The sequence below is a fragment of the Pseudomonas coleopterorum genome, from assembly GCF_900105555.1.
GTDB lineage: Bacteria > Pseudomonadota > Gammaproteobacteria > Pseudomonadales > Pseudomonadaceae > Aquipseudomonas > Aquipseudomonas coleopterorum.
On record NZ_FNTZ01000001.1, the window covers coordinates 4,612,383 to 4,639,034 of the forward strand.

Here is a 26,652-nt window from a genome sequence, read left to right on the forward strand (position 1 = left end):
TGTCTATGGAGGTTGAACGATGCGTGTGTGGGTTTTGCTAGGCCTGCTGGCCAGCACTCAGGTATGGGCCGAGGCCTGCGTGGTGCACAGCCAGGCCGAGCGGGTGAGCGTGGAAGTGTGCCAGCAGAATCGCACTATACCGCCGAAGCTGTTTCATGACGGATTCTGCCAGCCGAATCTGCCGGGCCAGAAGGTCGAGGTGCAACACCTGGAGCAATGCCCGCAGGGCGCCTACGGTGTCTGTCGCGGCGCGCGCGTGGAGCGCATGCCCTATGAACAGGACATCCACTACTACGGTGTGGCCAGCGATGCCGCTTACCTCAAGCCATTCTGCGAACAGAACAGTGGGGGCCACTGGGAGACCCCCTGATCAGCCGAAGTTACACGACCGGTGTCTGCTCGTGCCAGTCACCGAAGGGATCCGGCCAACGGGTCCAGGCGCGTGCACCCAAGGCCAGTTCCTCGTCATCGAGCAGGCAACTGTCCAAGTCTCGACTCAAAGCGGCGAAGTCGATGTTCTGGCCAATGAACACCAATTCCTGTCGGCAGTCGCCGGTGTCGGCGTTCCAGTTGTGCTGGATGGCAGCGATGCTTTCAGCATCCTGCGGCCATTGCGATTCAGGCACGAAGCGCCACCAGCGCCCGGCAAAACCATAGCGCATCAGTCCTCCCGCCTGTGACCAGCTCCCGGCTTCCCGGGGCTTGCTGGCCAACCAGAAAAAGCCCTTGGAGCGCAGCAACTTGCCGTTGGTCCAGGGTTGGTCGATGAAGGCATGGAAGCGCTGTGGATGAAACGGGCGTCGGGCGCGATAGGCCGTCGAGGCGATGCCGTAGGCGTCGGTTTCAGGCACATGTTCGCCCTGCAGCTCCTTCAGCCAACCTGGCGCCTGCGCCGCGCGCTCGAAATCGAACAGTCCAGTGTCCAGTATGCGCGCCAGAGGTACCTGACCCATGACCATCGGCAGCACCTGTGCGACCGGGTTGAGCTTTTGCAGCACCGCGGTCAGTTCGGTGCGTTCGGCCTGGCTGATGAGGTCGATCTTGCTGATCAGGATCACATCGGCGAACTCCACCTGCTCAATCAACAGCTCGGTGATCGCCCGCTCGTCTTCCTCACCCAACGTCTCGCCTCGGCTCGCCAGACTTTCAGCTGCCTGGTAGTCGAGCAGGAAATTGACCCCATCGACGACGGTGACCATGGTATCGAGCCGCGCCAGATCTGCCAGGCTCTGACCTTGCTCGTCGCGAAAGGTGAAGGTTTCTGCCACCGGTAGCGGTTCGGAGATGCCGGTGGATTCGATCAACAGGTAATCGAAACGCCCGTCGGCGGCCAGTTTTGCCACCTCCTGAAGCAGGTCTTCGCGAAGCGTGCAGCAGATGCAGCCATTGCTCATTTCGACCAGCTTTTCTTCGGCGCGGTTGAGGCTGACATCGCGCTGCACTTCGCTGCCGTCGATGTTGATCTCGCTCATGTCATTGACGATCACCGCGACGCGCAGGTCGTCACGATTACGCAGGATGTGATTGAGCGAGGTGCTTTTCCCGGCTCCCAGAAAACCTGAGAGCACAGTGACGGGTAAACGGTTGGGCATGACGGACCTCATCAGGAACGGTTACAACGGACTATACGCTGATTTTATTGTTATAACATAACATTAACAGCGTTAATCTGTTGTCACTTAACCGATTCGTCATGAGTTAAAAAAACACGTGTTCCACGTGGAACACGTGCCCTATGTTTCACGTACGGGGCTTTACCGCACCGCAGTCGTTACCCAACCAGACGGCACGGGTATTCATGCTGCCCTTCTGAGCGGTACCGGAGGCATTGAAGGTGCCGCTGACCGTAGTCAGAAATTCCCGGTCGCTCAGGAATTGCGCCTGTCCCGCGCCTTGAGCCTTTGGACAGCTGAATTGGAATTTCCAGACATTGCCGTTGCGCTCGGTGATCTTCTGCGTGCAGCCCGACTTGGGGTCCTGCAGCGGGATGTCGTTGGTCTTGACCTGTTCTGGGGTCAGGCACGAACGAATGCCATTACCGCCCAAGGTAATGCCCTGGTTGGCCAATACGCCTTCCATCATCGCCCTTTGCTCGGGCGGGAGCATCTTCAGCTGGCCCAGCATGACCTGCATGTCCGGCAATGGCTTGCCATCGACCTGCATGTTGCTGGTGGTCATTTCCCATAGACCTGGCTGCAACATCTGCGCCTGCGCGCCTGTCGCCGAAAGGCTCACTATCAATGCTGCCATCGGCCATTTGAATCTCATCTGATGTCACTCCTGAAGGTCGTTGGGAAAAGCGCGGGCGCCTCGGCTTTTGACGCCGAAACCGGACCCGAGTTGCGCAGGAATAAAAACGCGACAACCGCTCCTGAACGTGGTCTGTTACCACAGCGCATCAAGGAGCCGCCGTGCAATGGATTATCACAGTCCGATTTTTTTTGGGTATCTATTTGGCCTGCTGCACGTACTGGGCATCGGGGCGGCCGTACATGCCGTGCTTACCGTACGCACCGCGCAAGGGTCGATCGCCTGGGCCTTGTCGTTGATGTTCATTCCCTACCTCACATTGATCCCCTATCTGGTGTTCGGGCGCAGCACGTTCGATGGCTACATCGAGGCGCGTCGGCATGCCAACAAAGAAATGCACACAGCCATTGCCGACCTGGATTGGCGGCCGTGGATCGAGGAAGCGCTGGCTGCACGAAAGTCGACGTCCTACGCCTCGCTCAGAGCCATGCCCAAGCTTGGTCGCATGCCCTGCCTGGCCAACAATCGGGTCGGCCTGCTGGTCAACGGCCACGCGACATTCGATGCCATCTTTGCTGCCATCCGCGAGGCCAAACAAGCAGTGCTGGTGCAGTTCTTCATCATTCATGACGACCATATCGGGCGTCAGCTGCAAGGCCTGTTGTTGCAGAAAGCCTCCGAAGGTGTGCAGGTCTATGTGCTGTATGACCAGGTCGGAAGCCATGCCCTGCCCCGTGAATACGTCGAGCGCCTGCGTGACGGTGGAGTGAACGTAAAGGCGTTCGCCACGCAGAGCGGCTGGTTGAACAGGTTCCAGGTGAATTTCCGCAACCATCGCAAGATCGTGGTGGTGGACGGTATCAAAGGCTTCATCGGCGGTCATAACGTGGGTGATGAATACTTGGGTGGCAACCCCAAGCTGTCGCCTTGGCGCGATACCCATGTGAGCATCAGCGGACCTGTGATCGCCTGCCTGCAGGAGTCTTTCGCGGAGGACTGGTTCTGGGCGGCACGCGAGCTGCCACCGTTGATTCTGCCGGATGCGTACGAAGAGGACGGTGTGCTGTGCCAGGTCCTGGCGACCGGTCCGGCGGATTCCTATGAAACCTGCTCACTGTTTTTCGTCGAGTCGATTCACGCCGCGAACGAACGCGTCTGGATCACGACGCCCTATTTCATCCCCGATGAGGCGGTGTTTGCCGCTCTGAGGCTGGCCGTGCTGCGCGGTGTGGACGTCAGGATCCTGCTGCCCTCTCGTCCCGATCACAAAGTGGTGTATGCCGCCTCCAGCCTGTTCGCTTTCGAGGCCGTCCGTGCGGGCGTCCGGATGTTCCGGTATGGGCCGGGATTTCTGCACCAGAAAGTGGTGCTGATCGATGACGAAATCACCGCGATCGGGAGCGCCAACATGGACAACCGCTCCTTCCGCCTGAACTTCGAAATCATGCTGTTGACCGTGGACAAGGATTTCACCGGCGAAGTCGAACGAATGCTGCTCGACGACTTCGCTCAATCACGCGAGATCGATGTGCGCGACAGCAAGGAAACCCATCGCCTGCAAAAGTTGGGCATGCGCGTCGCGCGGCTGATCTCACCCATCCTCTAGCCTGCTCAGCTGCTGTAGATATCATCGCGGGTCCAGGGCAGTCCGGTATGGCCGTCGGTGTAGGGTTTGACGGCAAGGATCTGGTGGATGTTGATCCAGCCCCGACTGAACCCATAGGCGCAGCCGGCCAGGTACAGACGCCAGATCCGCAGAGACTGTTCGGATACCATGCCGGCGGCGGCCTCCAACTGGTTTTCCAGGCGCGCGCTCCAGTGCTGCAAAGTGCGCGCGTAGTGCAGCCGTAGACTCTCCACGTCCACGACCTCAAGTCCCGCTTCGCTGACCTGCGCGTCGACCATGGACAGGTGAGGCAATTCGCCGTGGGGGAAAACGTACTTGCCGATGAACTCCCCCGCGCCCCTGCCGACCGGACGGCCGTCCGTGTGCCGGGCCGTGATGCCGTGGTTCATCACCAGGCCACCCTCGCGAACAGCGCCGCAAAGGCGCTGGCAATAGAGCCCCAGGTTCGCGTGGCCAACATGCTCGAACATGCCCACGCTGACGATCTTGTCGAAGCGTCCGTCCTGGGGCAGGTCACGATAATCTAGCAGCTGCAGTTCGACCTGATGTTGCAGGCCTTCGGCTACCACTCGCGCCCGAGCCAGCTTCAGCTGCTCCTTGCTCAGGGTAATCCCCAGCACCCTGGCACCGAACTCGCGCGCGGCGAATCGCGCCAGGCCACCCCATCCACAACCGACATCCAGCAGGTAGTCACCCTGGCGCAGACGTAATTTGCGGCACAGGTGTCTGAACTTGTCCTGTTGCGCCTGTTCCAAGGTCTCCTGACCGGTATGGAAGTAAGCACAGGAGTAAGCCATGTCGCGGTCAAGCCAGAGCTGATAGAACTCGTTGGACAAGTCGTAGTGATAGGCGATCGAACGTTCATCGGTGTCCTTGTCGTGTGCCGAGCGCACGGGCACGGGCCCCTCATCGTCGTGCAGAATCGCCTGGCTGAGTTCATCGCACAGGCGGATGACGTCACCGATCTCGCCTTCCACATCCACCTTGCCTTCGATGAAGGCACTACCAAGCTGATCCAGGCTGGGGTGGGAAAACTGGCTGATGACCTGCGGCTCTTTCAGCACGAGTGTGACGCTTGGTGAAGGACCCAGGTCCAGTTCGTGTCCATCCCAGAGACGCAGCCGTAAGGGAAGCTGCAGGTTTTGCAACACAGGCGGTAGGTGCGCGAGCATGGAAGTTCTCCCCTGTCTGAACGATTCAGCACAAAAGACTAGCTCAGAAGTCGGTGCCCGGATGACCAGTCGATCATCGAGTCAGGTGCCGTGGGTCGGTAATCCTTCGATCTGTAATTAAATTTTCACGTCATCAGCTACGCTGGCAGCTACAGGACACATCCAGAAACATCGGAAATGCCAGATGTAGCATGCCCGGGCTTCGACATCATCAAGGAAATGGACCTGCATGAGCGCAGACAACGAAAGATTCATAGGTTTGGAATGGCTGCGCTTTTTCCTCGGCGTGTACCTTGTGATGTTTCACACACTGCCCTTCTACAGCGAGTACACGCACCTGAGCGGATTGGTGGAGTTCACCGAACTGGGATTTTTCGCCACCAGTAGCTTCTTCGCGTTATCCGGCTTTCTCCTTACCCACGTCTACCTGGACGGCAACAAGCTTCGAGAGCCGCCGCTCTCCTTCATGACCAAGCGCTTCGCCAATCTCTACCCCATTCACTTGTTCGGCCTTGCCAGTTGCGTGATCCTGATTGCGCTCACGGGCCTGTTCGACAGCAACACCGACCTGGGTGTCGCCTATCGATCCGATGACCTGCTCAAGCGCACCGCTCCCGAGCTGCTGAAATATCACCTCAGTGACTTCCAGATAGCCGTCAACGCGGTGCTGCAGGTCACCCTGCTGCAAGCCTGGAACCCGGTCTACCTCGCTTACAACGGGCCGCTGTGGTCGATCTCGGCACTGTTCTTCTTCTATCTGGTATTCCCCTGGTTCGCACCGCGTCTGGCGGCCGCCAAACACAAGGTGCGGTTGCTGCTGATCATCTGGGCGGCGTGTCTGGTCCCGCCGCTGCTGGTGGTCCTCAACGATGACTACAGCTCGATCTGGATCGGTTTCCTTCACCACTTTCCGTTGCTGCGGCTACCGGTTTTCCTCGCCGGCATCGTCGCCTATCTATTGTTTCGCGAGCATCGGTTGATGGGCGCCGGGTTGCGGGGCCCTGGCAAACTGCTGGCGGTGGTTGCCCTGGGCTTTGGTGTAGCGATCGCCGCCGAGGTCAACTGGCGGGGTGCCAGCCACTGGTATGTGCTGCTGCACAACGGCCTGCTGCTGCCGCTGGTGCTCAGTGGGATCACGCTGTGCGCCATGGCCTCGAGTCCGCGCAGCGAGCGCTACATCAAATGGGCGCGCCGGCTGGGCGCGGCATCGCTGCCGATGTTCGCCTTGCACACACCGATCTTTATCATCTTCCGTCGTCTGGAAATGCTGGCGAACATCAATGTGCCGTTGTGCTTCAGCAATGCCTCGGCCTGCGTTGCGCAAGCCAAGGGCCATCCGCTGTCGCTGGCGTACTACCCTCTCCTGCTGCTGCTGTGCATCATCATCTGCGTGATATTCCAGGAGCAGATCGGCGACCGCACGCGGCAGTGGCTGTTGCAGGGGCCGCTGAGTCGGTGGGTGGTCAAGAGCAAACGTGCAGATACCGGCAAGGCCAAGACCATGCGCACGAGCATGAGCCGCGGCTGAGGGGCCAAGCGCCATGCCCTGAGACCGTTGGGTTCTCAGGGCATGGCGCTGGCACCCGGTCAGTACTTCCAGCTGACCGATGCGGTGATGTTGCGCGGCGCGCCGTAGCTGCTGGCGGTCTGGCTGTACAGCGAACGCAGGTACTTGCGATCGGTGACATTGTTGAAGTTCAGCGACGTGCTCCAATGGTCGTCGATGTCATAGCGGGTCATCAGATCGACGATGGCATAGGCATTCTGGCGAATGGCGCTGTTGGTGTCGTTCTCCACCCCGCTCTGCCAGCTCAGGCGCGTGCCCACGTGAGCCTTCGGCAGCATCGGCAGGCGGTAGCTGACCAGACCGTGGAAGCTGTGTGTAGGCACATAGTTGCGCGCATCACTGCCGTCCTCGTCTTCGATGGCGACATAGGTGTAGCCGGCCAGCACGTCCAGGCCGGGGTACGCTTCGCCTGAAGCCTCCAGTTCCACCCCATGGCTCTTGTAGTCCTCGGTCTCGTACAGGTACTGCGATCCCACCAGGGTGGAGGCCCCGGCCACGTTGCTCTGCTGCGTCTTGAACACAGCCGCCGTCAGGTCCAGACGGTTGTCGAGCAAGCGACCCTTGACGCCGGCCTCCAGGCTTTTGCCTTCGAGCGGGTCAAGCAACTTGCCATCCAGCCCATAGGTGGCGTATTGCGGATTGAAGATCCGTGTCCAGCTGGTATACACCGCCCACTGCTCGCTCAGGTCGTAGACCAGGCCAGTGTACGGCGTCACTCGGCCATGCTCGCGCAGGGAATGATCCGAGCCGTAGCTCTCACCCGAGCCATCGGCGCTGAGCATGCGTGCACCCGCGATCCAGTGCAGATCGTCCGTCAGGTTGAAGCGCGCGCCGGCGAAGAGGCTTTTCTGCCTGTCCACGAAGTTCTGGGTATTGGTATCGCTGGTTTCGGTGAAGGACGGACGTGCGGTGGTGCCGTTCAGGATGTTTGCGAATGACGTGTAGTAATACCCCCCCAGCTCTATTCCTTCGGAAGAGTCGTACTCACGCGCAGTCTGATGCGTTCGTCCGTAGGTGGCCCCAAAGGTCAGTTCATGCTGGCGACCGAACAGGCTGAAAGGGCCCGACAGCTTCGCTTCACCAATGGCCTGGTTGGCCGTGGCGGAGGTGTCTGCCGCAAAGACCAGCGCCTGATCAGCGTCCAGACCCGCCACGTAGAACATGTTTGTGTCCTGGTATTCATGAATACCGGTTACCGTCAGCGTGGCATTCCAGCCGTTGTCGAAGGCATGCTGCAGCTCGGCGAAGGTGCGCTGCGTGTGCATGTTCCAGTAGGTCCAGGGCTGGCCCACGTTGGAACTGCGGCTGCTGTAGTGCAACCGGTTGCCGCCGTCGTCCACCAGCGGCAGGTTGCCCCAGGTGCTGGCATTGGAGTCGCTGTTGTGCTGGGAGAAGCCGACCGTGAGCGTATCCCGCTCGCTCAGATCGAACGCCAGCAAACCCGCGGCCACGTTGCGTTCGTGGCTGTAGCGGTCCATCCAGGAGTTGCCCTTGTCGTGGGCGTAGATGAAACGGCCACGCACGTTGCCGGTGTCGGTCAACGGGCCTGAGACGTCGGCGGCGATACGGCGGCCGTCCCAAGAGCCCACGCTGCTATCGATCTGCGCCTGGAAGGTCTCGGTTGGGCGTTTGCGCACGAAATTCACCGTCGCCGACGGGTTGCCGGTCCCGCTCATCAATCCGTTGGCCCCGTGCAGCACGTCGATCTGCTCGTACTCAGCCATGTCAACGTCGCCGATCAAGGTGGCCTGGGAAAACGGCATGCTCATCCCATCGTATTCGAACGACGTGATTTCAAAGCCGCGGGATGTGAATTCGGTCCGATCGCTCTCGCTCTGCTCCACCGTCACCGAAGGCGCCGAGCGCAAGGCATCCTTGATGCCACGGATCTTGAAGTCTTCCATCTGCGCCTGGGTGACGGTGGTGATGCCCTGTGGTGTTTCCTGCTTGCTCAGCCCCAGCTTGGTGGTGCTCGAGGACGGCTTGGCCGTGTAGCTGACAGTGGGATCTCTGTATTGATCCTCGGAGGCCGACTCTTGCACCTGAATGGACGGCAGCGTGAGGGAATCATCGGCGTGCGCCAGCGGAAAGGTACCGCAGGCGCCGGCCAGCAACAGGGTGGCGGAAATACGAGGCTTCAAGATCGGCGTCCCAAGACGAAGAAAAGGACGGGGATGATGTAGGAAATTTCAAACAAGAACTAGAATCGTTTACCTGTTTTTTACTTTTTTTTCACATTTATTCTGGGAAATCAGTCGTGTCGGCAAGGGGATGGTGCCGAGCATCAGGCTCGCAGGGCGATCAGTCCACCTTGTCCAACTCCACCACACAGACCTGAGCCATTGCGCCCTCCAGGCTATAGCGCTGCAACTGACCGCCGACGTTGGTGCAACGCAGCGTGGCTCGCGGGGCCAGTTGATGGCGCTGCCCACTGCTCGCGTGAGTGACGTTGACAATGCCCACTGACGCATTGAAGAAAACGACCTGAGTCGCCTTGGAGCCCAACACCACGGCCGGATGACAATCCACCCAGCGCAACGACGCGTTGATCCGATCCGGGCGGTAGATCAGGTTGAAATCCTCGATCGGCGAGCCCAGCAAGCGACACTGCACGGTCGCTCCACCGTCGAAACTCAGCGGCTGCAGGGGACCCAGCGCCTCACTGTCCACCCCATTGATCTGCAACACCATCCCATCGCCATGCAGCACGGTGATGACCCGGCTATAGCCGGGGAACACGGAAAAGGGTCCATCGACATCGATCTGGGCGATCGACAGGCGCCAGTCATAGCCGCTGTCATCGACGCAGCGCTGCTGGGCAATCTCCAGGGTGCTGCCACCCCCGTTTTTCCATGGCATGGCCGTGTACGCTTCGGGTTGGTACAGGTGCGAATCAGTCATCGGAATCCGGCTAGCAAAGAAATGTCAGGCAGGCTTGAACGCCATGAAGCGCTCGATCAGCGCAAGCAGTACCGGGCGCAAGGTATCGACTTTGGCCTGTTGCAACCCGTAGGGCGGCGCTTCCTGCATGTAGGCACGCTGCGCCAGCTCCAGCTGAACCGCGTGAACCCCATGGGCCGGGCTGCCGTACTGGCGGGTGATGTAGCCGCCCTTGAACCGACCGTTGAGCACCGCTGGCAACTGCGGGGCCAACTGCTCGGCCAAGGCGTGCAACTGCTCGCCAACGCCAGGTGCGCAGGCGCTGCCGCTTGCCGTACCGAAGTTGAACACCGGCAACTCGCCTTCGAACAGGTGCGGGATGACCGAACGGATCGAGTGGGCATCCCACAGCAGGGCATACCCGTGGATGGCTTTGATTCGCTGCAGTTGCTGGTGCAAGGCCCGGTGGTAAGGCTGCCAATAAAGCTCCAGGCGCCGAGCGATTTCAGTATCGTCAGGCTCGTATCCCGGCTGATACAGCGGCACGTCGTCGAAGGTCGCCAGCGGGCAGAGTCCGGTGGTGTTCTGGCCCGGATAGAGGCTGGCGCCATCGGCCGGCCGATTCAGATCGATCACGTAGCGCGAAAAGCGGGGGCGCAGTGTCGACGCCCCCAGCGCGGTGGCGAAGTCGTACAGCTCATGAATATGCCAGTCGGTGTCGTCTACCGCCTGGCCGACCGGGCTGTAATGCGCCTTCAGATCGTCTGGCAGTTCAATGCCCACGTGGGGCATGGAGATCAGCAAGGGGCCGATGCCCTCATGCACCTCGAACGTGTGTTCCTGAGTCATATCGTTTGCTCCAAGAGGTCGGCCAGGGTGGCGCGGTAGCCGTGCAGCGCTTCCACCTGCAGGGCGTGCTGGCCGTTGTCGATGACGTGCCTGCCGCCGACGAAGACATCGCGTACGGGGTGGGTGCCGTGCTCGCAGAACACCATCGAGGACAACAGCTGTGCCGGATTGCCCGGGGCGATAGTGGCGGCGTCCGAATCGATCACGACCAGGTCGGCACGCTGGCCGACCACCAGTCCGCCCACCGAGCGGCCCGTGGCCTGCGCCCCGCCACTGACCGCCTGAGCGAACAGTCGGTCCGCCACCACCGGCGCTTCGGCGCTGGCCAGCACGTTGCGGCGGCGATGCAACAGGCGTTGGCCGTATTCCAGCAAGCGCAGTTCGGCCCAGGGATTGACCGCCACGTTGCTGTCCGAACCGATACCCCAATTTCCCTTGTCGGCCAGGAAACGCTGCGCATCGAACACACCATCGCCAAGGTTGGCTTCGGTGGTCGGACACAGACCGACGACGGCACCACTGCGCGCCAAGGCGGTGTATTCGGCGTCGTCCATGTGGGTGGCGTGCACCAGGCACCATCGCGGGTCCAAGGGTTGGCGGTCCAACAGCCACTGCACCGGGCGCTGGCCGAGGATGGCTACGCAGTCATCGACCTCACGGGTTTGTTCGGCAATATGGATATGCACGGGCGCCCGTGGGTCTTCACTGTTCACGCCCTGGATCAGCCTCGACAAGGAGGCTTCGCTCACGGCGCGCAACGAGTGCGGCGCTACGCCGTAGCGCCGATTGCCGTTCTGCGGCATGGCTTTTTGCAGGTGCTGACGCAGCTCGAAGATCCACTCGGGTGAATTGATGAAGCGACGCTGGTGCGGTAACGGTTCCGCCTGACCCAAGCCGCCGTACTGGTACAGCACCGGCAGCAGGGTCATGCCGATGCCCACCTCCTCGGCTGCACGAACCACGCGCAGGGACAGTTCGGCGGGGTTGGCGTAGGGCTGGCCGTCAGCGCCATGGTGCACGTAGTGAAACTCGCAGACCGAGGTGTACCCGGCCTTGAGCATCTCGATGTACAGATGCCGGCCGATGGCCTGCAGGTGCCGCGGCTGCAGGCGCTGGGCGAAGCGATACATCAGGGTGCGCCAGCTCCAGAAGGAGTCTTTCGGGTCACCCAGGGTTTCGGTCAACCCGGCCATGGCGCGCTGAAAGGTATGGGAATGCAGATTCGGCATGCCACTGATCACCGGGCCCCGCGCCACCGGCGTGCCAGCCGCAGGTACGGCATCGATGCTCACGGTGGTCAGATCGCCGAGCGCGTTCCAGCTCAGCAGCACATTGTGCTGCCAGCCATCGGGCAGTAGGGCGTTGTGGGCAAACAGGCTGCTCTGGGCGTGACTGGTAGGTGAATCCAAGGGTGTATCCACATGAACCTCTGGGCAGTGAGTCAGGCGCGGGCAATCAGAGAACAGGCGCTGCGTCTCGCGACAGCACGCTTTGCAGGAAACTGCGCGTACGGGCTTCGCGAGGCGCGGTGAACAGCTGGGCTGGCGGCGCGGCTTCGACGATGGCGCCTTGGTCCATCACCACCACTACATCGGCCACTTCCCGGGCAAAACCCATTTCGTGGGTGACGATGATCATGGTCATGCCTTCGTTCGCCAGGGTCTTCATGACCTGCAACACCTCACCCACCAGCTCCGGGTCCAGTGCCGAGGTCGGCTCGTCGAACAGCATGACCTTGGGTTCCATGGCCAATGCACGGGCGATCGCCACGCGCTGCTTCTGCCCGCCCGACAGGGTGCCGGGATAGACCTGGGCCTTGTGTTCGAGGCCGACCTTGTTCAACAGGCGCAGGCCCTGCTCTTGCGCAGCCTGGCGCGACTTGCCGCGCAGGGCCATGGGCGCCAGGGTGATGTTGTCCAATACGCTGAGGTGCGGGAACAGGTTGAAGGACTGGAACACCATGCCGACTTCGCTGCGCAGGGCGTCGAGTTTGCTTTCGGACATCATCCGGCCCTGCTCCACCACCGTGTGGCCGCAAGCCCGCAGCGTTCCGCCTTCGGCGGTCTCCAGGCCGTTCATGCAACGCAGGAAGGTGCTCTTGCCCGACCCGCTGGGGCCGATCACTACCACAACCTGACTGGCCTGCACGCTGAAGTCGATGTTGTGCAGCACCTGATGGGTGCCAAAGGATTTGCTCAGGTTCTGAATGTCGATGATGGCGGTGCTCATCACACTCTCCCGTCAGCGCGCAGCACTTTCTCGGTGCGGCGCAGGATCAAGGTGGTGATGCTGGTCAGCATCAGATAGATGAAGGCGATGGCCAGGTACACTTCGAGGGAGCGATACGACACGCTGATGATCTTCTCGCCTTCGTGCATGACGTCGGCAATGGTCAGCAACGACACCAGCGCCGAGTTCTTGATCAAGGCAATGAATTCGTTGCCCAGGGCGGGAATCATGCGCACGAAGGCCTGGGGCAGGATGACCTTGCGCATCGCCAGCTTGTGCGGCAGCCCCAGGGATCGAGCGGCTTCCATCTGGCCCTTTTCCACGGACTGGATCGACCCGCGGACGATCTCCGAGACATAGGCCGCGCTGTAGATGCCCAGGCCAAAGATCCCACATACATAGGCCGGCAATTGGATGCCGAAATGCGGCAGACCGAAGAACAGAATGAACAACTGCACCAGCAGCGGCGTGCCACGGACCAGCGTCAGGTAGGTGGTGCACAGCCCATAGATGATCTTGCGATCGGGATTGAGCCGGCCCAGCCCGATCAACAGGCCCAGCACACAGCCCAGCACCAATGCCGCAGCCGTGATTTCGATGGTGATCAGGGTGCCGGAGGCGAGCGCGCGCCAGCCGTCCCAGACCGGGGAAAAGTCGAGATCCATGAAGTACTCCGCACAGGCTACGGTTGAAGGCGTGATGTGCAGGTCCGCCGCAAGCATCGCGCGGACCTGCAGCGGCGGCTTATTCTTTGGTGGTGCCGAACCATTTCTGGGTCAGGGCGGCATATTCGCCGTTGCTGCGCAGGGTTTGCAGCGCCTGGTTCATCTGCTGTTGCAGCTCGGTGTCATTCTTGCGAATGGCGAAACCGTACAGTTCGGTGGTCAGACCTTCGTCCAGCACCCGGACCTTGGGCTGACGCTTGGCGTATTCCACTGCCGCCGGACGCCCAGTGACCGCAGCGTTGACCCGGCCAATGGCCAACAGGTCGAACATGGCCTGGTTCTTCTCCACTTCCACCACAGTCACTGCGGGGTAGTTGGTCTTCAGAAAGTCGATGGACTTGGTGCCCACTTGGGCCGAAACCTTCTTGCCCGCCACCAGATCGGCAGGCTTGCCGATGCTGGCGTCCTCCTTCAGGACCAATACAGCCAGGCCCCCGCGATAGTAGGAGTCGGTGAAGTTGACCACCTTCTGACGCTCTTCGGTCATGTAGATGGCCGATGCGGCGACATCGAAGCGGTTCGAAATCAAGCCCGGAATCAGCCCCTTGAAGCCGATGTCGACCCATTCGACCTTCTTGTTCAGTTGCTTGCCGATGGCTTCGATCAATTCGATATCGAAGCCGGTGCGCTTGCCATCCTGCACGAACTCCATGGGCGGGAAGGTGGCATCGGTGCCGACACGCATCACATCGTCGGCTGCCTGGGCCGAGGTGCAGAGCGAGGCCATCAGCGTCAGCGCGGCAGCCAGGGGGGTGAACAACTTCAACGCTTTCATCACAAATTCCTTTGGCAAGGGTGAGTCCGTCAGGACCCGAAACATGGATTGAGCGGCAGTTAGAAGCGATTGCAGATGCGGCTGGCTGCTTTTCTGGTGAGGCTGATCAGCTCAGCCTCCCGTGGGCCAACGCGCAATGACGGCGCCATCAACGTAATGGTGCCTTCCAGGCCACCGTCCGCTGAAACCAATGGGACACTCACGCCCCAGACACCCAGATCGACTTCACTGTCACTGGTGGCATAGCCATTCTTGCGAATCCGGGCGATCTCCTTTTCCAGCGCCGCGATGTCCACGGCGCCCTGTTGCGCTTGCTCTGCGAGCAACTGGCGCTGCACCGGCTCGGGCAGAAACGCCAGCAGGCTCTTGGCCGATGCCCCCTGCATCATGGAATGCGCGCGGCCCTTGGTGAACGAGCAACGCAGCGAGCTGCTGCTCTCCTCCATGGCGATGCACACCATCTGGCCGTTGCTGTACACCAGCAGGCCAACACTTTCGCCCGTGCGTTCAGCCAGGGCACCGATCTCGTCGCGGCTCTGGCTGATCAGGTGGGACGTCTGATCGAAGCCCCAGGCCAGTTGCACCCCGGTCGCACCGGGTTCGTACAGCCCGGTGGTCATGTGCTCTTGCAGCAAGCCCCACTTCTTCAGCGACGCCAGATGCCGGTAGACCGTGCTCAGCGGCAGCTCAACCTGCGCGGCAATGCGCTTGGCCGCTATGGGTTGTCCGGCCTTGGCCACACAGGTCAGCACCTGCAGCACACGGTCGACGATGCCTGTGGTTCGTGGGTCGTTCATGACTGCACTATAAGAACAAATTCTCGATTCTGAAGGACGATTCTCACTGAGCGGGAAAAAAATCCCACACAGCCGACTGTAGTCTTCACTAAGGCAGCCATGGGATGCCTCACTGACCGCTCTAGATCCGAACTCTCATGATTTCCTACAGGTCACAACTCCATGTCCTGCCCACGGACTTTCAGGAGACAGCCCATGCCCTACTCGACCCCTACGCTGCTGACACCTTTGCGCCGCGCGTGCCTGGCCGGGCTGTTGCTCGGCGCCCTGCCGATGGCCCATGCGGCCGACGTCCTGCTGGTGGGCAACAAGGCCGGCGCCAGTGTGTCGGCACTGGACATGGTCAACGGCAAGGAACTGTTGAAGCTGCCAGTCGGCACCGGCCCCCATGAAGTCATCGTCGCCGGCGACGGTCGGCTGGCAGTGGTGGGCAACTACGGCGCCCAGGGCAAGGCCAACAACAGCCTGAGCGTGATCGACTGGCCGACCCGCAAGGTGGTGCGCACCATCGACCTGGGCCAGGATTCGCGCCCCCACGGCATACGCTTCTTTCCCGACAACCAACGCATCGTGGTGACCACCGAAGACAGCGAACGCCTGCTGGTGGTCGACCTGGCCCAGGGCAAGGTGCTCGCGCGCATCGACGTTGGCGGTGGCCAGCCCCATATGGTGGTGCTGTCGGCAGACGCCAGCCGCGCCTACGTGACCCACGTCAAAGGCGGCAGCCTGTCGGTGGTCGACCTTGTACAGCACCGCAAGCTCGCCTCGGTGCCCACCGGCAACAGCACCGAGGGCATTGCCATCGAGCCGTCGGGCAAGCATGTGTGGGTGAGCAATCGTGAAGACGACGAGGTGGCGCTGGTCGATACCCAGACGCTGAAGGTGCTGGATCGGATCAAGACCGGCCGCTTCCCGATCCGCATCGTCATGACACCCGATGGCAACCATGCCTTGGTCAGCTGCGCCAAATCTGCCGAGCTGTCGGTGATCGACGTGGCGAACAGGCGCGAGATCAAGCGCATCGATCTGGCCCGAAAAGGCGCGGTGTATCGCGAAACCTTGCTGGGCGCCGCAGCCCTGCCCATCGGCGCGGTGGTGGCGCCGGACGGCAAGCGTGCATTCGTGGCCATCAGCGGCGGTGACGAGATTGCCGTGATCGACACTGCCACCTGGTCCGTGCAGGCCCGCTGGCCGGCAGGCCCGGAGCCGGATGCACTGGCCATTATTCCGCAGGGTTGAGTGATCGTCCCCGGCGCTGCACAGCAGGGACGCTGGCTGTGCGCGTCGTCACCTTCGGCTTCGCGCACTGGCCAGACGGGAGCACGCGGTTGCGGGTCAGTGGTGGAGAATCTGTCGCAAGAAGGCTTTGGCCCGCTCAGATTTCGGGGCATTGAAGAAGTGTTCCGCCAGCGCATCCTCGATGATTTCTCCCGCATCCATGAACAGCACACGATCGGCCACCTTGCGCGCAAAACCCATTTCATGGGTCACGCAGAACATAGTCATGCCTTCACGGGCCAGCTCGGTCATCACAGCCAGCACTTCGGCCACCATCTCGGGATCCAGCGCTGAAGTCGGCTCGTCGAACAGCATGGCTTGTGGCTCCATCGCCAGCGCACGTGCGATCGCCACGCGTTGCTGCTGCCCTCCAGAGAGCTGAGCAGGGTACTTGTCACCGTGGGCGGCAAGACCGACCCGCTCCAGCAGTTCGCGGCCCTTGATCAGCGCAGCGGCCTTGCCGCGCTTGAGAATGCGGGTTTGTGGGATGGTCAGGTTATCCATCACCGTGAGGTGAGGAAAAAGCTCGAACTGTTGGAAGACCATGCCTACCCGGCGACGCAGCAGCGGCAGATCGGTGCCCTTGGCGCCCACGGAGATGCCATCGAAATGGATCTCGCCTTCATCGAAGGGCTCCAGCGCATTGATGCATTTGATCAACGTGGATTTCCCCGAACCGGAGGGGCCGCACACCACGATCACTTCACCTTTGGCCACTTGCGTGGTGCAGTTCTTCAGCACCTGAAAAGAGCCATAGAACTTGTTCACCTGATTGATGGCGATCATTTTTCAACGCCCTCCTTGAGCAGCTCCAGAAGAGTATTGGCAATCACCTGGGTGGCCTTGCGCAGGTCTTGCAGGGGGACGCGCTCGTCGGCGCGATGGCCGTTGGCTTCCAGCAACGTCCGCGGGCCGGCACCGTACATGACGGTTGGAATGCCCGCCTCGCTGTACAGGCGGGCATCGGTGTACAGCGGCACGCCGATGGGTGTGACCGGCTCGCCGAACACTGCGCCCGCTTCACGGCACACCAACTCGGCCAGGCGCTCGCTGCCTGCCACCGGCACGAAAGGCCTCGCCAGCAAGATCCGCGAAACGTCGATGGTGATGCCTGGGAGCTGCGCGGCCACGGTCTGGATCAGATCGCGCAATTCGGTCTCCACCGCTTCGGGTGACTCCTCCGGCACGATACGGCGGTCCAGACGCAGGGTCAGGCGGTCGCCGACGACGTTGGTGTTGATGCCGCCTTCGATCAAGCCCACTACCAGCGTGGGATGGCTGATACCCAGGGTGGCCGAAGGGCGCTCGCGCAGGCTGTCGCGGTAGCGGTACAGGGCCTGCAGCAACGGCACGCTGGCCTCGATGGCATCCACGCCGGTATCGGGCATCGCCGCATGGGCAGATTTGCCAAGCAGGGTCAGCTCCAGGTGCAGACAGCCGTTGTGGGCAGTAATCACATGGTAGGAAAACGCCGCGCTGAGCACGTAGTCGGGCTTGCTCAGCCCAGCGCCCAGAATCCAGCCGGGGCCTGTGGCACCGCCGGTTTCCTCGTCGTAGGTAATGTGCAATTCGACACTGCCGGCCAGCGGTGTTTGCAGTGTTTTCAGCGCTGCCAGCGCGCAGGCATAGGTGGTGATGTCGGACTTGGACACCGCAGCGCCGCGACCGTAGAGCCAGCCTTCGCGAACCTCACCGCCATAGGGGTCGGCGCTCCAACCACGGCCGGGCGGCACCACATCGCCGTGGGCATTCAGGGCAATGGTGGGGCCAGGGCCAAACCGATGGCGCACGATCAGGTTGGTGGCGCTGAGCATCCCGGCCTCGGCCACCACTTCGGCTGGGGTGACATGCCGCTCGACCTCAAGACCCATGGCTTCGAGCAGGCGCGCCGTGGCTTCGGCATGAGGCGTGCAGTCGCCGGGCGGATTGTCCGACGGCGTACGCACCAAGGCTTGCAGCATTGCGGTTTGCGCAGTGAAGCCTTGGTCGATCCGAGCCGCGAGATGTTGCTTGAGGTCGTGCATGCACTTCGATCCCTGTCAGGCTGTGGCGCCGAAGCGCTCGATACGGAAGGCGGAAATGTCCAGTTCGGTCCGCCCGTTGACGATCAGCTCGGCCACCGTGTGCGCCACGATCGGCGCAAGGGTGTAGCCATTGGAGGTGACGGCATTGAAGAAACCAGGTACGCCGGGGACTTCACCCAGAATCGGTGCGCCGTCGATGTTCACGTTCATGCCGGCCCAACTGCGCAGCATATGCAACCCGCGCAGGGCGGGCAGGACCCTGGCGGCGACCCACAGATTGCCCTCGATGCTGCTGCGCACGGCGTGGTTCAGGCGCATGGATGCATTGAAGCCGGCGCTCCAGCCGCCGCCGATCAGCAGGCCACCGTTGGCGCTCTGCTTGAGGCTCAGGTGACGGTCGGCATGGGCGATCAGGTGATCGACCAAGGGCGGAGCACGTTCAGTGACGATCATTTGCAAGGGCGCGCCCTTCACCGGAATGGCCACACCGAGCATGTCGCCAATGGTGCTGGACCAGGCGCCCGAGGCGTTGATCAAGCGCTTGGCTACGATAACGCCACGGCTGGAGGTCACGCGAAAACCGCCGTTGGCCAGTTTTTCGATGCCCTGCACATTGGTACCGCGCTGAAAGCGTGCGCCCTGCTCACGGGCCAGCGCGCCGACGGCATAGGTCGCGCGCAACGGGTTGATCTTGCCTTCCAGAGGGCAGAGTTCGGCACCGATCAGGTTATCGGCCAAGTGCGGTGAAAGCCGGCGCAGTTCGGCGCCATCGAGCATCTGCGCATCGATACCGTAGCTGCGTTCCAGGTGTACCTTCTGCTCGAGGAAGCGCAGGCCTGGTTCGTTCTCGGCAACCATCAGGCCGCCGGTGATCTTGATTTCAAGCGACTCGCCGCACGCCCGCTCCAGGTCTTGCCACAACTTGATGGACAGCGGCCCCAGCGGCAGAGTCTGCGCGGCGGGGCCACCGCCCGCCTGGGCCTTGGCGCCGAAGTCGAACGACAGCAATTGCACATGCAGACTGCCAGCATTGGCGCCCGACGCCTGCAGGTTGCTGTCATCACGGTCGATCACCAGCACTTGGGCACCCGCCTTGGCCAAGTAATAGCCCAGACAACTGCCCAGTACTCCGGCGCCAATCACCAGCACATCGGTATGCTGCTCGGTCAGCGGCGTGGTTTCCACCGGCCGGGCCAGGTTCGGTGTCATGGCGGGCAAGTGGCCGCCCCACTCGGGCTTCTCGAAGGTCAGGGCCGCAATGGGTACCGGCTTTGCCGGTGGACGTGGGGCGAAGCCGCTTTCCACCTGAGGAGCACGACCGCAGGTTTCCTCCAGCAGCTGGCAGGCGACGCCCGAACAATAGCGGCCCTGACAGCGCCCCATGCCCAGACGCGTGTTGCGCTTGAGGCTGGCAAGTGTGTCGTGCCCGTCGCCGACGGCCTTGCGCAAGGTGCCCAGGTCGACTTCTTCGCAACGACAGATCGGAGTCGCATCGGCAAGGCCCGCCAGCTTTACCGGCGGCGCTTGGTACAGGCGCCACAACGCCGACTGGAACCGTTCGGCGCTGTGCAGCCGCCGCCGCGCCAAGGCCGCCTGACCTTCATCGCTGCCCAGTCCCAGTGCCTGGGCGACCGCCAGCCCGGCCAAGGTGCCGCGTGCCAGCGCCACCCGCGAGCCACCCAGATCGGCACCGTCGCCAATCACGTAAACACCGGCGATGCTGCTCGCGCCATCCTCGGCAGTACGCACCGCAGGCGTGCTGAAGGGTGTGGTACGCAGGTACTGCTCGCAGCCGAGCATCCGGGCCAGTTCCGTGGAAGGAATGAAGCCGTGTCCCAGGCACAACACATCGCATTCGATGCGTCGCTCGCTGCCGGGCACCGCTTGGCCGTTGATGTCCAGGCGGGCGACGGTCACCGCCTCCAGGCGTTCGTTGCCATGCGCTGCGATCACCGTTTGCCCCCAGCGCAGCGGCACCCCGGCGCGCTTCAGGCGACTCAGGTACGCGGCGCCCTCGGCCAATAGGTCACTGCCCTCGCGCAGCAGGCCGAATAGCTCCCTCCACCGCTGCAAGGAAGGCGCCGGTGCCGACTCCAACACCTCGCACACCCCGGCTCCACCATTCAACAGCTCTGCCGCCAGCTGCAGATTCAAGGGACCGTTACCGCTGATCACGGTGCGCTCGCCTGCAGCGACCTGGTAGGCCCGCGCCAGCGTCTGCCCGGCGCCTGTGGTCATGACCCCTGGCAGCGTCCAGCCAGGAAACGGTACCGGCCGCTCGTAGGCGCCCGGCGCGAGGATCAGCTGACGAGGCTCGAACACCCAGGCTTCACCGTCTACCAGCGCGGCAATCTCGTTGACGCCGAAGGCGCCCCATACGCAGGCGCCCTGACGGATTTGCACGCCGGCCGCCCTGGCTGCGGCTACCAATGCCAGCCCTTTGGCGAACTGCGCGGCCGGGGCACGTTTGAAGCCGTGGGACGGTGCCAAGGGCTTGTAGAACTGCCCGCCACTTTGTAGGCGCTCGTCCAGCACCAGTACCTTGGCACCCCGCTGCGCGGCGGCCAGTGCAGCCGACAAACCGCCAGGGCCGGCGCCGACCACCAGTACATCCGGGCGCTCTACTGCCGGCTCATGACCTTGGGGTGTCGGCGCCAGGGGCGCCAATTGTGCCTGGGCTGGCAAGCCACTGCTGACCTGCATCCCATCGCTGACCTTGACCAGACAACTGCGCTGTCCACCCTGCCCGTCCACTTCGACGGCGCATTCGAAACACGCGCCCATCCCGCAATACAGACCGCGGCGACCGCTGTAGCGGGTCTGCCGCACGCCCACGATGTGCGCCCGAGCCAGCGCCGCGGCAATGGTTTCGCCCGCCAGCGCAGAGACCGGCTGCCCGTCGTATTCGAAGGTAACGGCAGCGGCGATGCTTTCGATTGCGGGATGGATAAGACGCATCAGAAAAGATCCAGAGGTTGTTGCATACCGATTGTATACGTATACAATCGGTATGCAACAACCTTCGAGAATCTGCGATGACACATTTCCGCGGTACCTACACAGTCCTGATCACACCTTTCACGGCCGACGGCAGCGCGGTTGACGTTGCTGCTTTGGAACGCCTGGTGGAATGGCAGATAACCGAAGGCATCCACGGCCTGATTCCGTTGGGGAGCACGGGCGAGTTTCTGTCGATGACCCGCGAAGAGCGGCAATTGGTCACCGAAACAGTAATTCGCACCGCCAACGGGCGTGTTCCGGTCCTGATCGGCACGGGCGCCGAATGGACCCGCGATTGCGTCGAGCTGAGCCTGGAAGCGCAGTCGATGGGCGCCGATGGGGTCATGATCATCCCGCCTTTCTATAGCTGTCCCAACGAGGACGAGCTGTTCGCTCACTACCGCGCAGTGGGTGAAGCAATCGACATACCAATCATGATCTACAACAACCCGGCGACCGCGAACGTCGACCTGATTCCCAGCACGGTAGCGCGCCTGGCGCAGATCGACACCGTGAACTACATCAAGGAGTCCACCCTGGAAGTCACCCGGGTGCGCGACATCATCGAACTGTGCGGCGAACGCATGAACGTGTTCGCCGGCATTCTGGGCTACGAGTCGTTCTGGCTCGGTGCTTGCGGCTGGATCGCGGTGGCGTCCAACCTGCTGCCCAAACTCTCCGCGCAAATGTTCGAAGCCGCCGTGGACCGCGGTAATCGCGACGAAGCGCTGGCCATCTACAAGAAAATCCTGCCCATCGTGCGTGCCGTAGGCGGCCCGCACTATGTGGCAGCCAGCAAAGCCGGGCTGGACATGCTCGGACTCGCAGTCGGCGACCCGCGCGCGCCACGTTTGCCTTTGGCACTGCCGCAACAACACGCCTTGCGCGCCGCCCTGGAAGAACTTCAGGTCATCGGCAGCCTGCGTGGCTGATCAATCCTTCGCCGACTAGAGAGCACGTCCATGAGAGCACCCCTGCGCAGCCTTTTGACCCTCGGCCTGCTGGCCACCTTCGCGACAGCCCCGGCCTTTGCCGCCGACTGCACCGCCCCGACGGGACTGACCCTGATCAACCCCGGCCACCTGGTGATGTCGACCAACCCAACCTTGCCACCCTTGCAGTTCGTCGACAGCAGCGGCGAGCTCAAGGGCATGCGCATCGAGCTGGGCGCGGAAATCGCCAAGCGCCTGTGCCTGCAGCCCGACTACGTGCGTATCGAGTTCTCGGCCATGGTGCCGGGTCTACAGGGGGGCCGCTGGGACATGATCAATACCGGCATTTTCTTCACCCCCGAGCGAGCCAGGATCATGTGGATGATCCCTTACGAGAACCAGGCCGTCAGCCTGTCGGCACTCCCGGACAATCCCGGCAAGATCAGCCGTCTGGAAGATCTCGCCGGCCAGAGCGTGGGCGTGGAGATTGGTGGCTTCGAGGAAAACGCTGCCAAGAAAGCCAGCGCCGAACTGGTTGCCAAGGGCCTCAAGCCTATCGATATCCGTACCTTCGATAACTTCTCCATCGCCTTCCAGGCCCTGCGCGCCGGCCAGGTTCAAGCGGTGGTCAGCCTGGACTCGGTCGCCGTCGAGTATCAGAACCAAGGCAAATTCAAACAGGTGATCGCCGGACTGGAACCGACCCCGGTCGCCATCGCCTTCAAGGACCGCGCCCTGGCCGATGCCGCCGCCAAGGTGCTCAACGACATGCGCGCCGATGGCAGCCTGGAGGCTCTGTTCAAGCGCTACGGCGCCCAGAGCACGTCCGGCGATTTCACCGTCAAGGGCCCGACCACCTGAACGTCCGCCACTCAAAGGAGGCATGACTGATGAATCAAGGCTGGAGCTGGACCGGGTACTTCGACTACCTCTTCAATCATTTCTTGATGATGGGGGCGTTCTACACCGTCTGCCTGACTCTGGCCGGGATGCTGGGCGGCCTTGTGCTGGGTGCGCTGCTGACCTTCGCGCGGATGTCGCCCAGGGTCTGGTTGTCGACCCCGGCGCGCCTGTACATCTGGATCTTCCGCGGCACGCCGTTGCTGGTCCAACTCATCATCATCTATACCGGCCTGCCCCAACTGGGGCTGCGCTTCAGCGTACTCGAAGCGGTGGTGCTGGGGCTGGTGATCAACGAAGCGGCGTACCTGGCCGAAATCATCCGCGGTGGCGTCCAGGCCATCCCGCCGGGGCAAATCAATGCGGCCAAGGCACTGGGCTTCCGCGGCCTGGGCGTACTGCGCTACGTGGTGTTCCCGCAGACCATGCGCCTGATCGTGCCGACCCTGGGCAACAGCTTCAATGGCCTGCTCAAGACCACCTCGATCGCGTCGGTGATTTCCATGGAGGAGTTGCTGCGCCGCACGCAGATGCTCATTCAGGAGAAATTCATGGTGCTGGAATTGTTCATGGTGGCGGCCACCTATTACCTGATCCTCACCACCCTGTGGGATTTCGTCCAACGGCGCATCGAGCGTCATTACGCAACCGCCTACCTTGTCGATCGCGGCAGCAATAAAAATGTGCCTGCGCTCGACACACCTGCCGCCCTACCCACCACCGCCAAGGAGAGTCGCTGAATGCACCGCTTCGACCTGATTGTCAGCAACGCCGATATCGTCACGGTGGGCGGTCGCTTCAACGCCGACATAGGCGTTCGCGACGGCCGTATCGCGACCTTGGCCCACGGCCTGGATCCTGCCCTGGCCGACCAGGTGATCGATGCCGCCGGGCGCATGGTCACTCCGGGTGGCGTGGACGCCCACTGTCATCTGGATCAAGCATCCGACGATGGCTCCAAAGGCTCGGATGACTTCCTCACCGGCACCCGCTCGGCAGCCTGCGGTGGCACCACCACGGTGATTCCGTTCGCCATGCAGTTCAAGGGACAAAGCCTGGACGAAGCAGTGGCCGACTACCACCGACGTGCCGAGGGTCAGGCCAGCATCGACTACGCCTTTCACCTGATCATCAGCGACGCTTCTCCCGCTGTGGTCAAGGAACAACTGCCGCGCATGGTCGAGGCGGGTTACACCTCGTTCAAGATCTACATGACGTATGAATCGCTGAAGCTGTCAGACCGTGAAATCCTCGATGTACTCGACGCGGCTCGCACGCTGGGTGCCTTGAGCATGATCCATGCGGAAAACGACGACTGCATCGCCTGGCTCACCGAGCGCCTGCTGGCTCAAGGCAAGACTGCCCCGCGCTACCATGCGCTGGCCCATTCCGCGATTGGCGAGCGCGAGGCGACCCACCGGGCTATCTCCCTGTCCGAACTGGTAGACGTCCCCATCCTGCTGGTGCATGTCTCCAGCCGCGCGGCAGTGGAGCAGATTCACTGGGCGCGCGGCCAAGGGTTCAACATCTTCTCGGAGACCTGCCCGCAGTATCTATTTCTGACGGCCGAAGACCTGGGCATAGGTGACGATTTCCATGGTGCCAAGTGCATCTGCAGCCCGCCGCCACGAGATGCAGATAGCCAGAAGGCCATCTGGAATGGGCTGGCCAACGGTACGTTCACGATCTTCTCCTCGGACCACTCCCCCTATAACTTCGACGATCCGCAGGGCAAGAAGCTGCACGGCGAAGATGCCTCCTTCGACCGTATTCCCAACGGCATCCCGGGTTTGGAAACCCGCTTGCCGCTGCTGATGAGCGAAGGTGTATTGGGCGGACGCATCAGCGCCGAGCGTTTCGTGGAACTCACGGCCACGGCTCCGGCACGCCTGTACGGGCTGTATCCCCAGAAAGGCACCATCGCCGTGGGCGCCGATGCCGATCTGGTGATCTGGGACAACGACCTGGATAAGACCCTTCGCCATGTCGACCTGCATAGCGCGGCAGATTACACTCCGTACGAAGGCTTCAAGCTCAAGGCATGGCCGGCATGGACCTTGTCGCGTGGCAAGCCGGTGTGGGCCCACGGTGCCTATTGCGGCACCGCCGGAGCGGGACGTTTCCTCCCATGCGCAGCGCCCTTCCCTGCGCAGAAATGACCGGGCTGCACTCATTCATTACGGATTCAACACTTTCATGTCGGACAACCAAGACAAAGCGCTCGCCGCGATCATGGCGGCCACCCCGCTCTCCCTGAAATCTTCCAGCCTGGCGGAGCAGATCTACACACTGCTGCGTCAGTTGATCCTGGAACGCAAGATCCCGGGCAGCAGCGAGATGTCTGAATCCCGGTTGGCGGATGAACTCAAGGTTTCTCGTACACCCATGCGTGAAGCCTTGGTACGCCTGGCCGGCGAGGGCCTGCTGGTACGCCGCGGCGCCCGCTCGTTTGCCGTTCGCGCAGTGGATACCAAGGAATACTTCGACAGCATGACCCTGCGCGAAATGCTCGAGTGCGAAGCCATCGTCAAGGCTGCCGGACGGATCGACCAAGCTCAACTGGAAGTCTTCGCGGCGGAACTGCAGGAACTGGACCAAGGCGAGCACGACGAGAACGACTACTGGCTGTTCGACGATCGCCTGCACAATTTCATTGCCGAAGCCTCCGGCAATACGGTGCTGGTAAAGTTGCTCGCCCAACTGCGCGCCAACTCCCGCCTTTTCCGCCTGCACAGCCCCCTGCATCGGCAGAAGGAAAACCATAGCGAGCATTCGGCCGTGCTCGATGCGTTGCGCCAGCAGGATACCGAGGCCGGGGTATCGGCGATGCGGCAGCACATCCAGAACCTGCGCAATGAAGTGCTCAAAGCCCTTTCAGAGTAATCCAGACCCCTCTATACCCGGCACCTGCGCAGAGGAGACATCCTTCGCGCCAGTCACATCCGGGCATTCAACAGCGTCGAATTCCATGGGATAGTGGCCGTCTTCCTCACCATCTGAAGACCCTGCCCCATGGCCACCAAGCACCCACTTGAACCGCTGGCTCGACGCTTCCTCGGCAAACACCCTCATCAGCTCGAACCCGAAGAAATCCATGTGCTGGAGCAGATGAGAAAACGACTGCCGGTCAGCCGCGATGCCGGTGACGCCTCCGATGAGGTAGCCACCTTCGGTGAACGGTTGTCCGATCGTGTAGCGGCAATCGGTGGTTCATGGGCCTTCATCATCGCTTTCACCATCATCCTGCTGGGCTGGATGCTGCTCAACACCGATGTACTCGATCACTTCGGCCTGGCCTTCGACCCCTACCCGTACATTTTCCTCAACCTGATGCTGTCCACCGTCGCAGCCATTCAGGCGCCGGTGATCATGATGAGCCAGAACCGCCAGTCAGCCAAAGACCGCCTGGCCGCGAGCCTGGACTTCGAGGTGAACCTGCGCGCGGAGCTGGAGATCATGCGACTGCATGAAAAGATCGACAAGGAGATCGTCGAGCGCCTGGATCGGATATTGGCGAAGGTGGAGCCTGAGGGGACGGTGTGAGAAGGCTTGTGGAAACCCACCCTCCAACTGGCCGTATAACCGTCTGTGCTCATGCCATTGGAGAAAAAAGGTCGCGATGAACGAAAAAGCCAGGCGCGCAGGCG

General features: G+C 61.9%; 24 protein-coding genes. 10 read left to right on the top strand and 14 right to left on the bottom strand.

The annotated features are described in order from the left end of the window. The first annotated feature begins 19 nt into the window (after positions 1-19). The gene (locus BLV18_RS20825; protein ID WP_049860415.1) at positions 20-370 is read left to right on the top strand and encodes a hypothetical protein; all 351 of its coding nucleotides are present in this window, start codon (positions 20-22) and stop codon (positions 368-370) included. A 10-nt stretch (positions 371-380) separates the two neighbouring features. On the opposite strand, the gene zigA is transcribed toward BLV18_RS20825, so the two are convergent. Continuing rightward, on the bottom strand, positions 381-1,592 hold the full coding sequence (gene zigA, locus BLV18_RS20830; protein ID WP_090361570.1) for a zinc metallochaperone GTPase ZigA: 1,212 nt from the start codon (positions 1,590-1,592) through the stop codon (positions 381-383). A gap of 148 nt (positions 1,593-1,740) precedes the next feature. Beyond that, positions 1,741-2,268, bottom strand: a complete 528-nt coding sequence (locus BLV18_RS20835; protein ID WP_049860417.1) for a DUF3617 domain-containing protein — start codon at positions 2,266-2,268, stop codon at positions 1,741-1,743. Positions 2,269-2,416: 148 nt separating this feature from the next. On the opposite strand from BLV18_RS20835, the gene cls reads away from it, so the two are divergent. Beyond that, on the top strand, positions 2,417-3,856 hold the full coding sequence (cls, locus tag BLV18_RS20840) for a cardiolipin synthase (protein WP_090361573.1): 1,440 nt from the start codon (positions 2,417-2,419) through the stop codon (positions 3,854-3,856). Positions 3,857-3,861: 5 nt separating this feature from the next. Here cls and cfaB read toward each other — a convergent pair whose 3' ends face one another. Beyond that, complete coding sequence (gene cfaB, locus BLV18_RS20845; protein ID WP_056844828.1) at positions 3,862-5,049, bottom strand: C17 cyclopropane fatty acid synthase CfaB; 1,188 nt, start codon at positions 5,047-5,049, stop codon at positions 3,862-3,864. Positions 5,050-5,278: 229 nt separating this feature from the next. Between cfaB and BLV18_RS20850 the strand changes: the two genes are divergently transcribed. Then, a complete protein-coding gene (locus BLV18_RS20850) occupies positions 5,279-6,577 on the top strand; it encodes an acyltransferase family protein (protein WP_090361576.1) in 1,299 nt (432 codons plus the stop codon). A gap of 59 nt (positions 6,578-6,636) precedes the next feature. Here BLV18_RS20850 and BLV18_RS20855 read toward each other — a convergent pair whose 3' ends face one another. The 8 genes from BLV18_RS20855 to BLV18_RS20890 form a co-directional block, all read right to left on the bottom strand. Then, entirely contained in the window at positions 6,637-8,757 is a 2,121-nt protein-coding gene (locus BLV18_RS20855) for a TonB-dependent siderophore receptor (protein WP_244156907.1), read from the bottom strand. Positions 8,758-8,917: 160 nt separating this feature from the next. After that, positions 8,918-9,517, bottom strand: coding sequence for a HutD/Ves family protein (locus BLV18_RS20860; RefSeq protein ID WP_090361579.1), 600 nt, complete (start codon positions 9,515-9,517; stop codon positions 8,918-8,920). A gap of 24 nt (positions 9,518-9,541) precedes the next feature. Beyond that, positions 9,542-10,345: an N-formylglutamate deformylase gene (gene hutG, locus BLV18_RS20865; RefSeq protein ID WP_090361583.1), complete on the bottom strand. Its 804-nt coding sequence runs from the start codon at positions 10,343-10,345 to the stop codon at positions 9,542-9,544. Continuing rightward, positions 10,342-11,754, bottom strand: coding sequence for a formimidoylglutamate deiminase (locus BLV18_RS20870; protein ID WP_090361586.1), 1,413 nt, complete (start codon positions 11,752-11,754; stop codon positions 10,342-10,344). The genes hutG and BLV18_RS20870 overlap by 4 nt, the downstream gene beginning before the upstream one ends. Positions 11,755-11,800: 46 nt before the next feature. Then, a complete protein-coding gene (locus tag BLV18_RS20875; protein WP_208598899.1) occupies positions 11,801-12,562 on the bottom strand; it encodes an amino acid ABC transporter ATP-binding protein in 762 nt (253 codons plus the stop codon). Between the two features lie 11 nt (positions 12,563-12,573). Further along, positions 12,574-13,239: an amino acid ABC transporter permease gene (locus BLV18_RS20880; protein ID WP_043192069.1), complete on the bottom strand. Its 666-nt coding sequence runs from the start codon at positions 13,237-13,239 to the stop codon at positions 12,574-12,576. Between the two features lie 79 nt (positions 13,240-13,318). Then, positions 13,319-14,074, bottom strand: a complete 756-nt coding sequence (locus BLV18_RS20885) for a transporter substrate-binding domain-containing protein (RefSeq protein ID WP_090361592.1) — start codon at positions 14,072-14,074, stop codon at positions 13,319-13,321. 59 nt (positions 14,075-14,133) lie between these two features. Next, complete coding sequence (locus BLV18_RS20890; RefSeq protein ID WP_090361595.1) at positions 14,134-14,871, bottom strand: IclR family transcriptional regulator; 738 nt, start codon at positions 14,869-14,871, stop codon at positions 14,134-14,136. Between the two features lie 195 nt (positions 14,872-15,066). On the opposite strand from BLV18_RS20890, the gene BLV18_RS20895 reads away from it, so the two are divergent. Next, complete coding sequence (locus BLV18_RS20895) at positions 15,067-16,110, top strand: YVTN family beta-propeller repeat protein (protein ID WP_167375966.1); 1,044 nt, start codon at positions 15,067-15,069, stop codon at positions 16,108-16,110. Positions 16,111-16,206: 96 nt separating this feature from the next. Here the strand turns inward: BLV18_RS20895 and BLV18_RS20900 are convergent, their stop codons facing one another. Genes BLV18_RS20900 through BLV18_RS20910 form a run of 3 tightly spaced genes read right to left on the bottom strand, consistent with a single transcriptional unit; the run spans position 16,207 to position 21,131 of the window. Further along, positions 16,207-16,935, bottom strand: a complete 729-nt coding sequence (locus tag BLV18_RS20900) for an amino acid ABC transporter ATP-binding protein (protein ID WP_090361602.1) — start codon at positions 16,933-16,935, stop codon at positions 16,207-16,209. After that, positions 16,932-18,173 carry a M20/M25/M40 family metallo-hydrolase gene (locus BLV18_RS20905; RefSeq protein WP_090361604.1) on the bottom strand — a complete coding sequence of 414 codons (1,242 nt, stop codon included), beginning with the start codon at positions 18,171-18,173 and terminating at the stop codon, positions 16,932-16,934. The genes BLV18_RS20900 and BLV18_RS20905 overlap by 4 nt, the downstream gene beginning before the upstream one ends. A gap of 15 nt (positions 18,174-18,188) precedes the next feature. Then, positions 18,189-21,131, bottom strand: coding sequence for an FAD-dependent oxidoreductase (locus BLV18_RS20910; RefSeq protein WP_090361606.1), 2,943 nt, complete (start codon positions 21,129-21,131; stop codon positions 18,189-18,191). A 77-nt stretch (positions 21,132-21,208) separates the two neighbouring features. Here BLV18_RS20910 and dapA point away from each other — a divergent pair, with 77 nt between their 5' ends. The 6 genes from dapA (at position 21,209) to BLV18_RS20940 (ending at position 26,548) form a co-directional block, all read left to right on the top strand. Further along, positions 21,209-22,105: a 4-hydroxy-tetrahydrodipicolinate synthase gene (gene dapA / locus BLV18_RS20915; RefSeq protein ID WP_090361610.1), complete on the top strand. Its 897-nt coding sequence runs from the start codon at positions 21,209-21,211 to the stop codon at positions 22,103-22,105. 30 nt (positions 22,106-22,135) lie between these two features. Further along, on the top strand, positions 22,136-22,966 hold the full coding sequence (locus BLV18_RS20920) for an ABC transporter substrate-binding protein (protein WP_090361613.1): 831 nt from the start codon (positions 22,136-22,138) through the stop codon (positions 22,964-22,966). A 29-nt stretch (positions 22,967-22,995) separates the two neighbouring features. Continuing rightward, the gene (locus BLV18_RS20925) at positions 22,996-23,745 is read left to right on the top strand and encodes an amino acid ABC transporter permease (RefSeq protein WP_049860434.1); all 750 of its coding nucleotides are present in this window, start codon (positions 22,996-22,998) and stop codon (positions 23,743-23,745) included. Beyond that, a complete protein-coding gene (gene hydA, locus BLV18_RS20930) occupies positions 23,746-25,164 on the top strand; it encodes a dihydropyrimidinase (RefSeq protein ID WP_090361616.1) in 1,419 nt (472 codons plus the stop codon). Positions 25,165-25,201: 37 nt separating this feature from the next. Beyond that, a complete protein-coding gene (locus BLV18_RS20935; protein WP_090361619.1) occupies positions 25,202-25,888 on the top strand; it encodes a GntR family transcriptional regulator in 687 nt (228 codons plus the stop codon). A gap of 129 nt (positions 25,889-26,017) precedes the next feature. Then, positions 26,018-26,548 carry a DUF1003 domain-containing protein gene (locus BLV18_RS20940; RefSeq protein WP_049860436.1) on the top strand — a complete coding sequence of 177 codons (531 nt, stop codon included), beginning with the start codon at positions 26,018-26,020 and terminating at the stop codon, positions 26,546-26,548. Positions 26,549-26,652 lie beyond the last annotated feature (104 nt).

Coding starts and splice junctions, on each gene's coding strand:
- BLV18_RS20880 (WP_043192069.1), bottom strand. CDS start 13,239: ATGGATCTCGACTTTTCCCCGGTCTGGGACGGCTGGCGCGCGCTCGCC.
- BLV18_RS20920 (WP_090361613.1), top strand. CDS start 22,136: ATGAGAGCACCCCTGCGCAGCCTTTTGACCCTCGGCCTGCTGGCCACC.
- BLV18_RS20910 (WP_090361606.1), bottom strand. CDS start 21,131: ATGCGTCTTATCCATCCCGCAATCGAAAGCATCGCCGCTGCCGTTACC.
- BLV18_RS20905 (WP_090361604.1), bottom strand. CDS start 18,173: ATGCACGACCTCAAGCAACATCTCGCGGCTCGGATCGACCAAGGCTTC.
- cls (WP_090361573.1), top strand. CDS start 2,417: ATGGATTATCACAGTCCGATTTTTTTTGGGTATCTATTTGGCCTGCTG.
- BLV18_RS20940 (WP_049860436.1), top strand. CDS start 26,018: ATGGCCACCAAGCACCCACTTGAACCGCTGGCTCGACGCTTCCTCGGC.
- zigA (WP_090361570.1), bottom strand. CDS start 1,592: ATGCCCAACCGTTTACCCGTCACTGTGCTCTCAGGTTTTCTGGGAGCC.
- BLV18_RS20885 (WP_090361592.1), bottom strand. CDS start 14,074: ATGAAAGCGTTGAAGTTGTTCACCCCCCTGGCTGCCGCGCTGACGCTG.
- BLV18_RS20835 (WP_049860417.1), bottom strand. CDS start 2,268: ATGAGATTCAAATGGCCGATGGCAGCATTGATAGTGAGCCTTTCGGCG.
- BLV18_RS20850 (WP_090361576.1), top strand. CDS start 5,279: ATGAGCGCAGACAACGAAAGATTCATAGGTTTGGAATGGCTGCGCTTT.
- hutG (WP_090361583.1), bottom strand. CDS start 10,345: ATGACTCAGGAACACACGTTCGAGGTGCATGAGGGCATCGGCCCCTTG.
- dapA (WP_090361610.1), top strand. CDS start 21,209: ATGACACATTTCCGCGGTACCTACACAGTCCTGATCACACCTTTCACG.
- hydA (WP_090361616.1), top strand. CDS start 23,746: ATGCACCGCTTCGACCTGATTGTCAGCAACGCCGATATCGTCACGGTG.
- cfaB (WP_056844828.1), bottom strand. CDS start 5,049: ATGCTCGCGCACCTACCGCCTGTGTTGCAAAACCTGCAGCTTCCCTTA.
- BLV18_RS20895 (WP_167375966.1), top strand. CDS start 15,067: ATGCCCTACTCGACCCCTACGCTGCTGACACCTTTGCGCCGCGCGTGC.
- BLV18_RS20925 (WP_049860434.1), top strand. CDS start 22,996: ATGAATCAAGGCTGGAGCTGGACCGGGTACTTCGACTACCTCTTCAAT.
- BLV18_RS20825 (WP_049860415.1), top strand. CDS start 20: ATGCGTGTGTGGGTTTTGCTAGGCCTGCTGGCCAGCACTCAGGTATGG.
- BLV18_RS20935 (WP_090361619.1), top strand. CDS start 25,202: ATGTCGGACAACCAAGACAAAGCGCTCGCCGCGATCATGGCGGCCACC.
- BLV18_RS20890 (WP_090361595.1), bottom strand. CDS start 14,871: ATGAACGACCCACGAACCACAGGCATCGTCGACCGTGTGCTGCAGGTG.
- BLV18_RS20860 (WP_090361579.1), bottom strand. CDS start 9,517: ATGACTGATTCGCACCTGTACCAACCCGAAGCGTACACGGCCATGCCA.
- BLV18_RS20900 (WP_090361602.1), bottom strand. CDS start 16,935: ATGATCGCCATCAATCAGGTGAACAAGTTCTATGGCTCTTTTCAGGTG.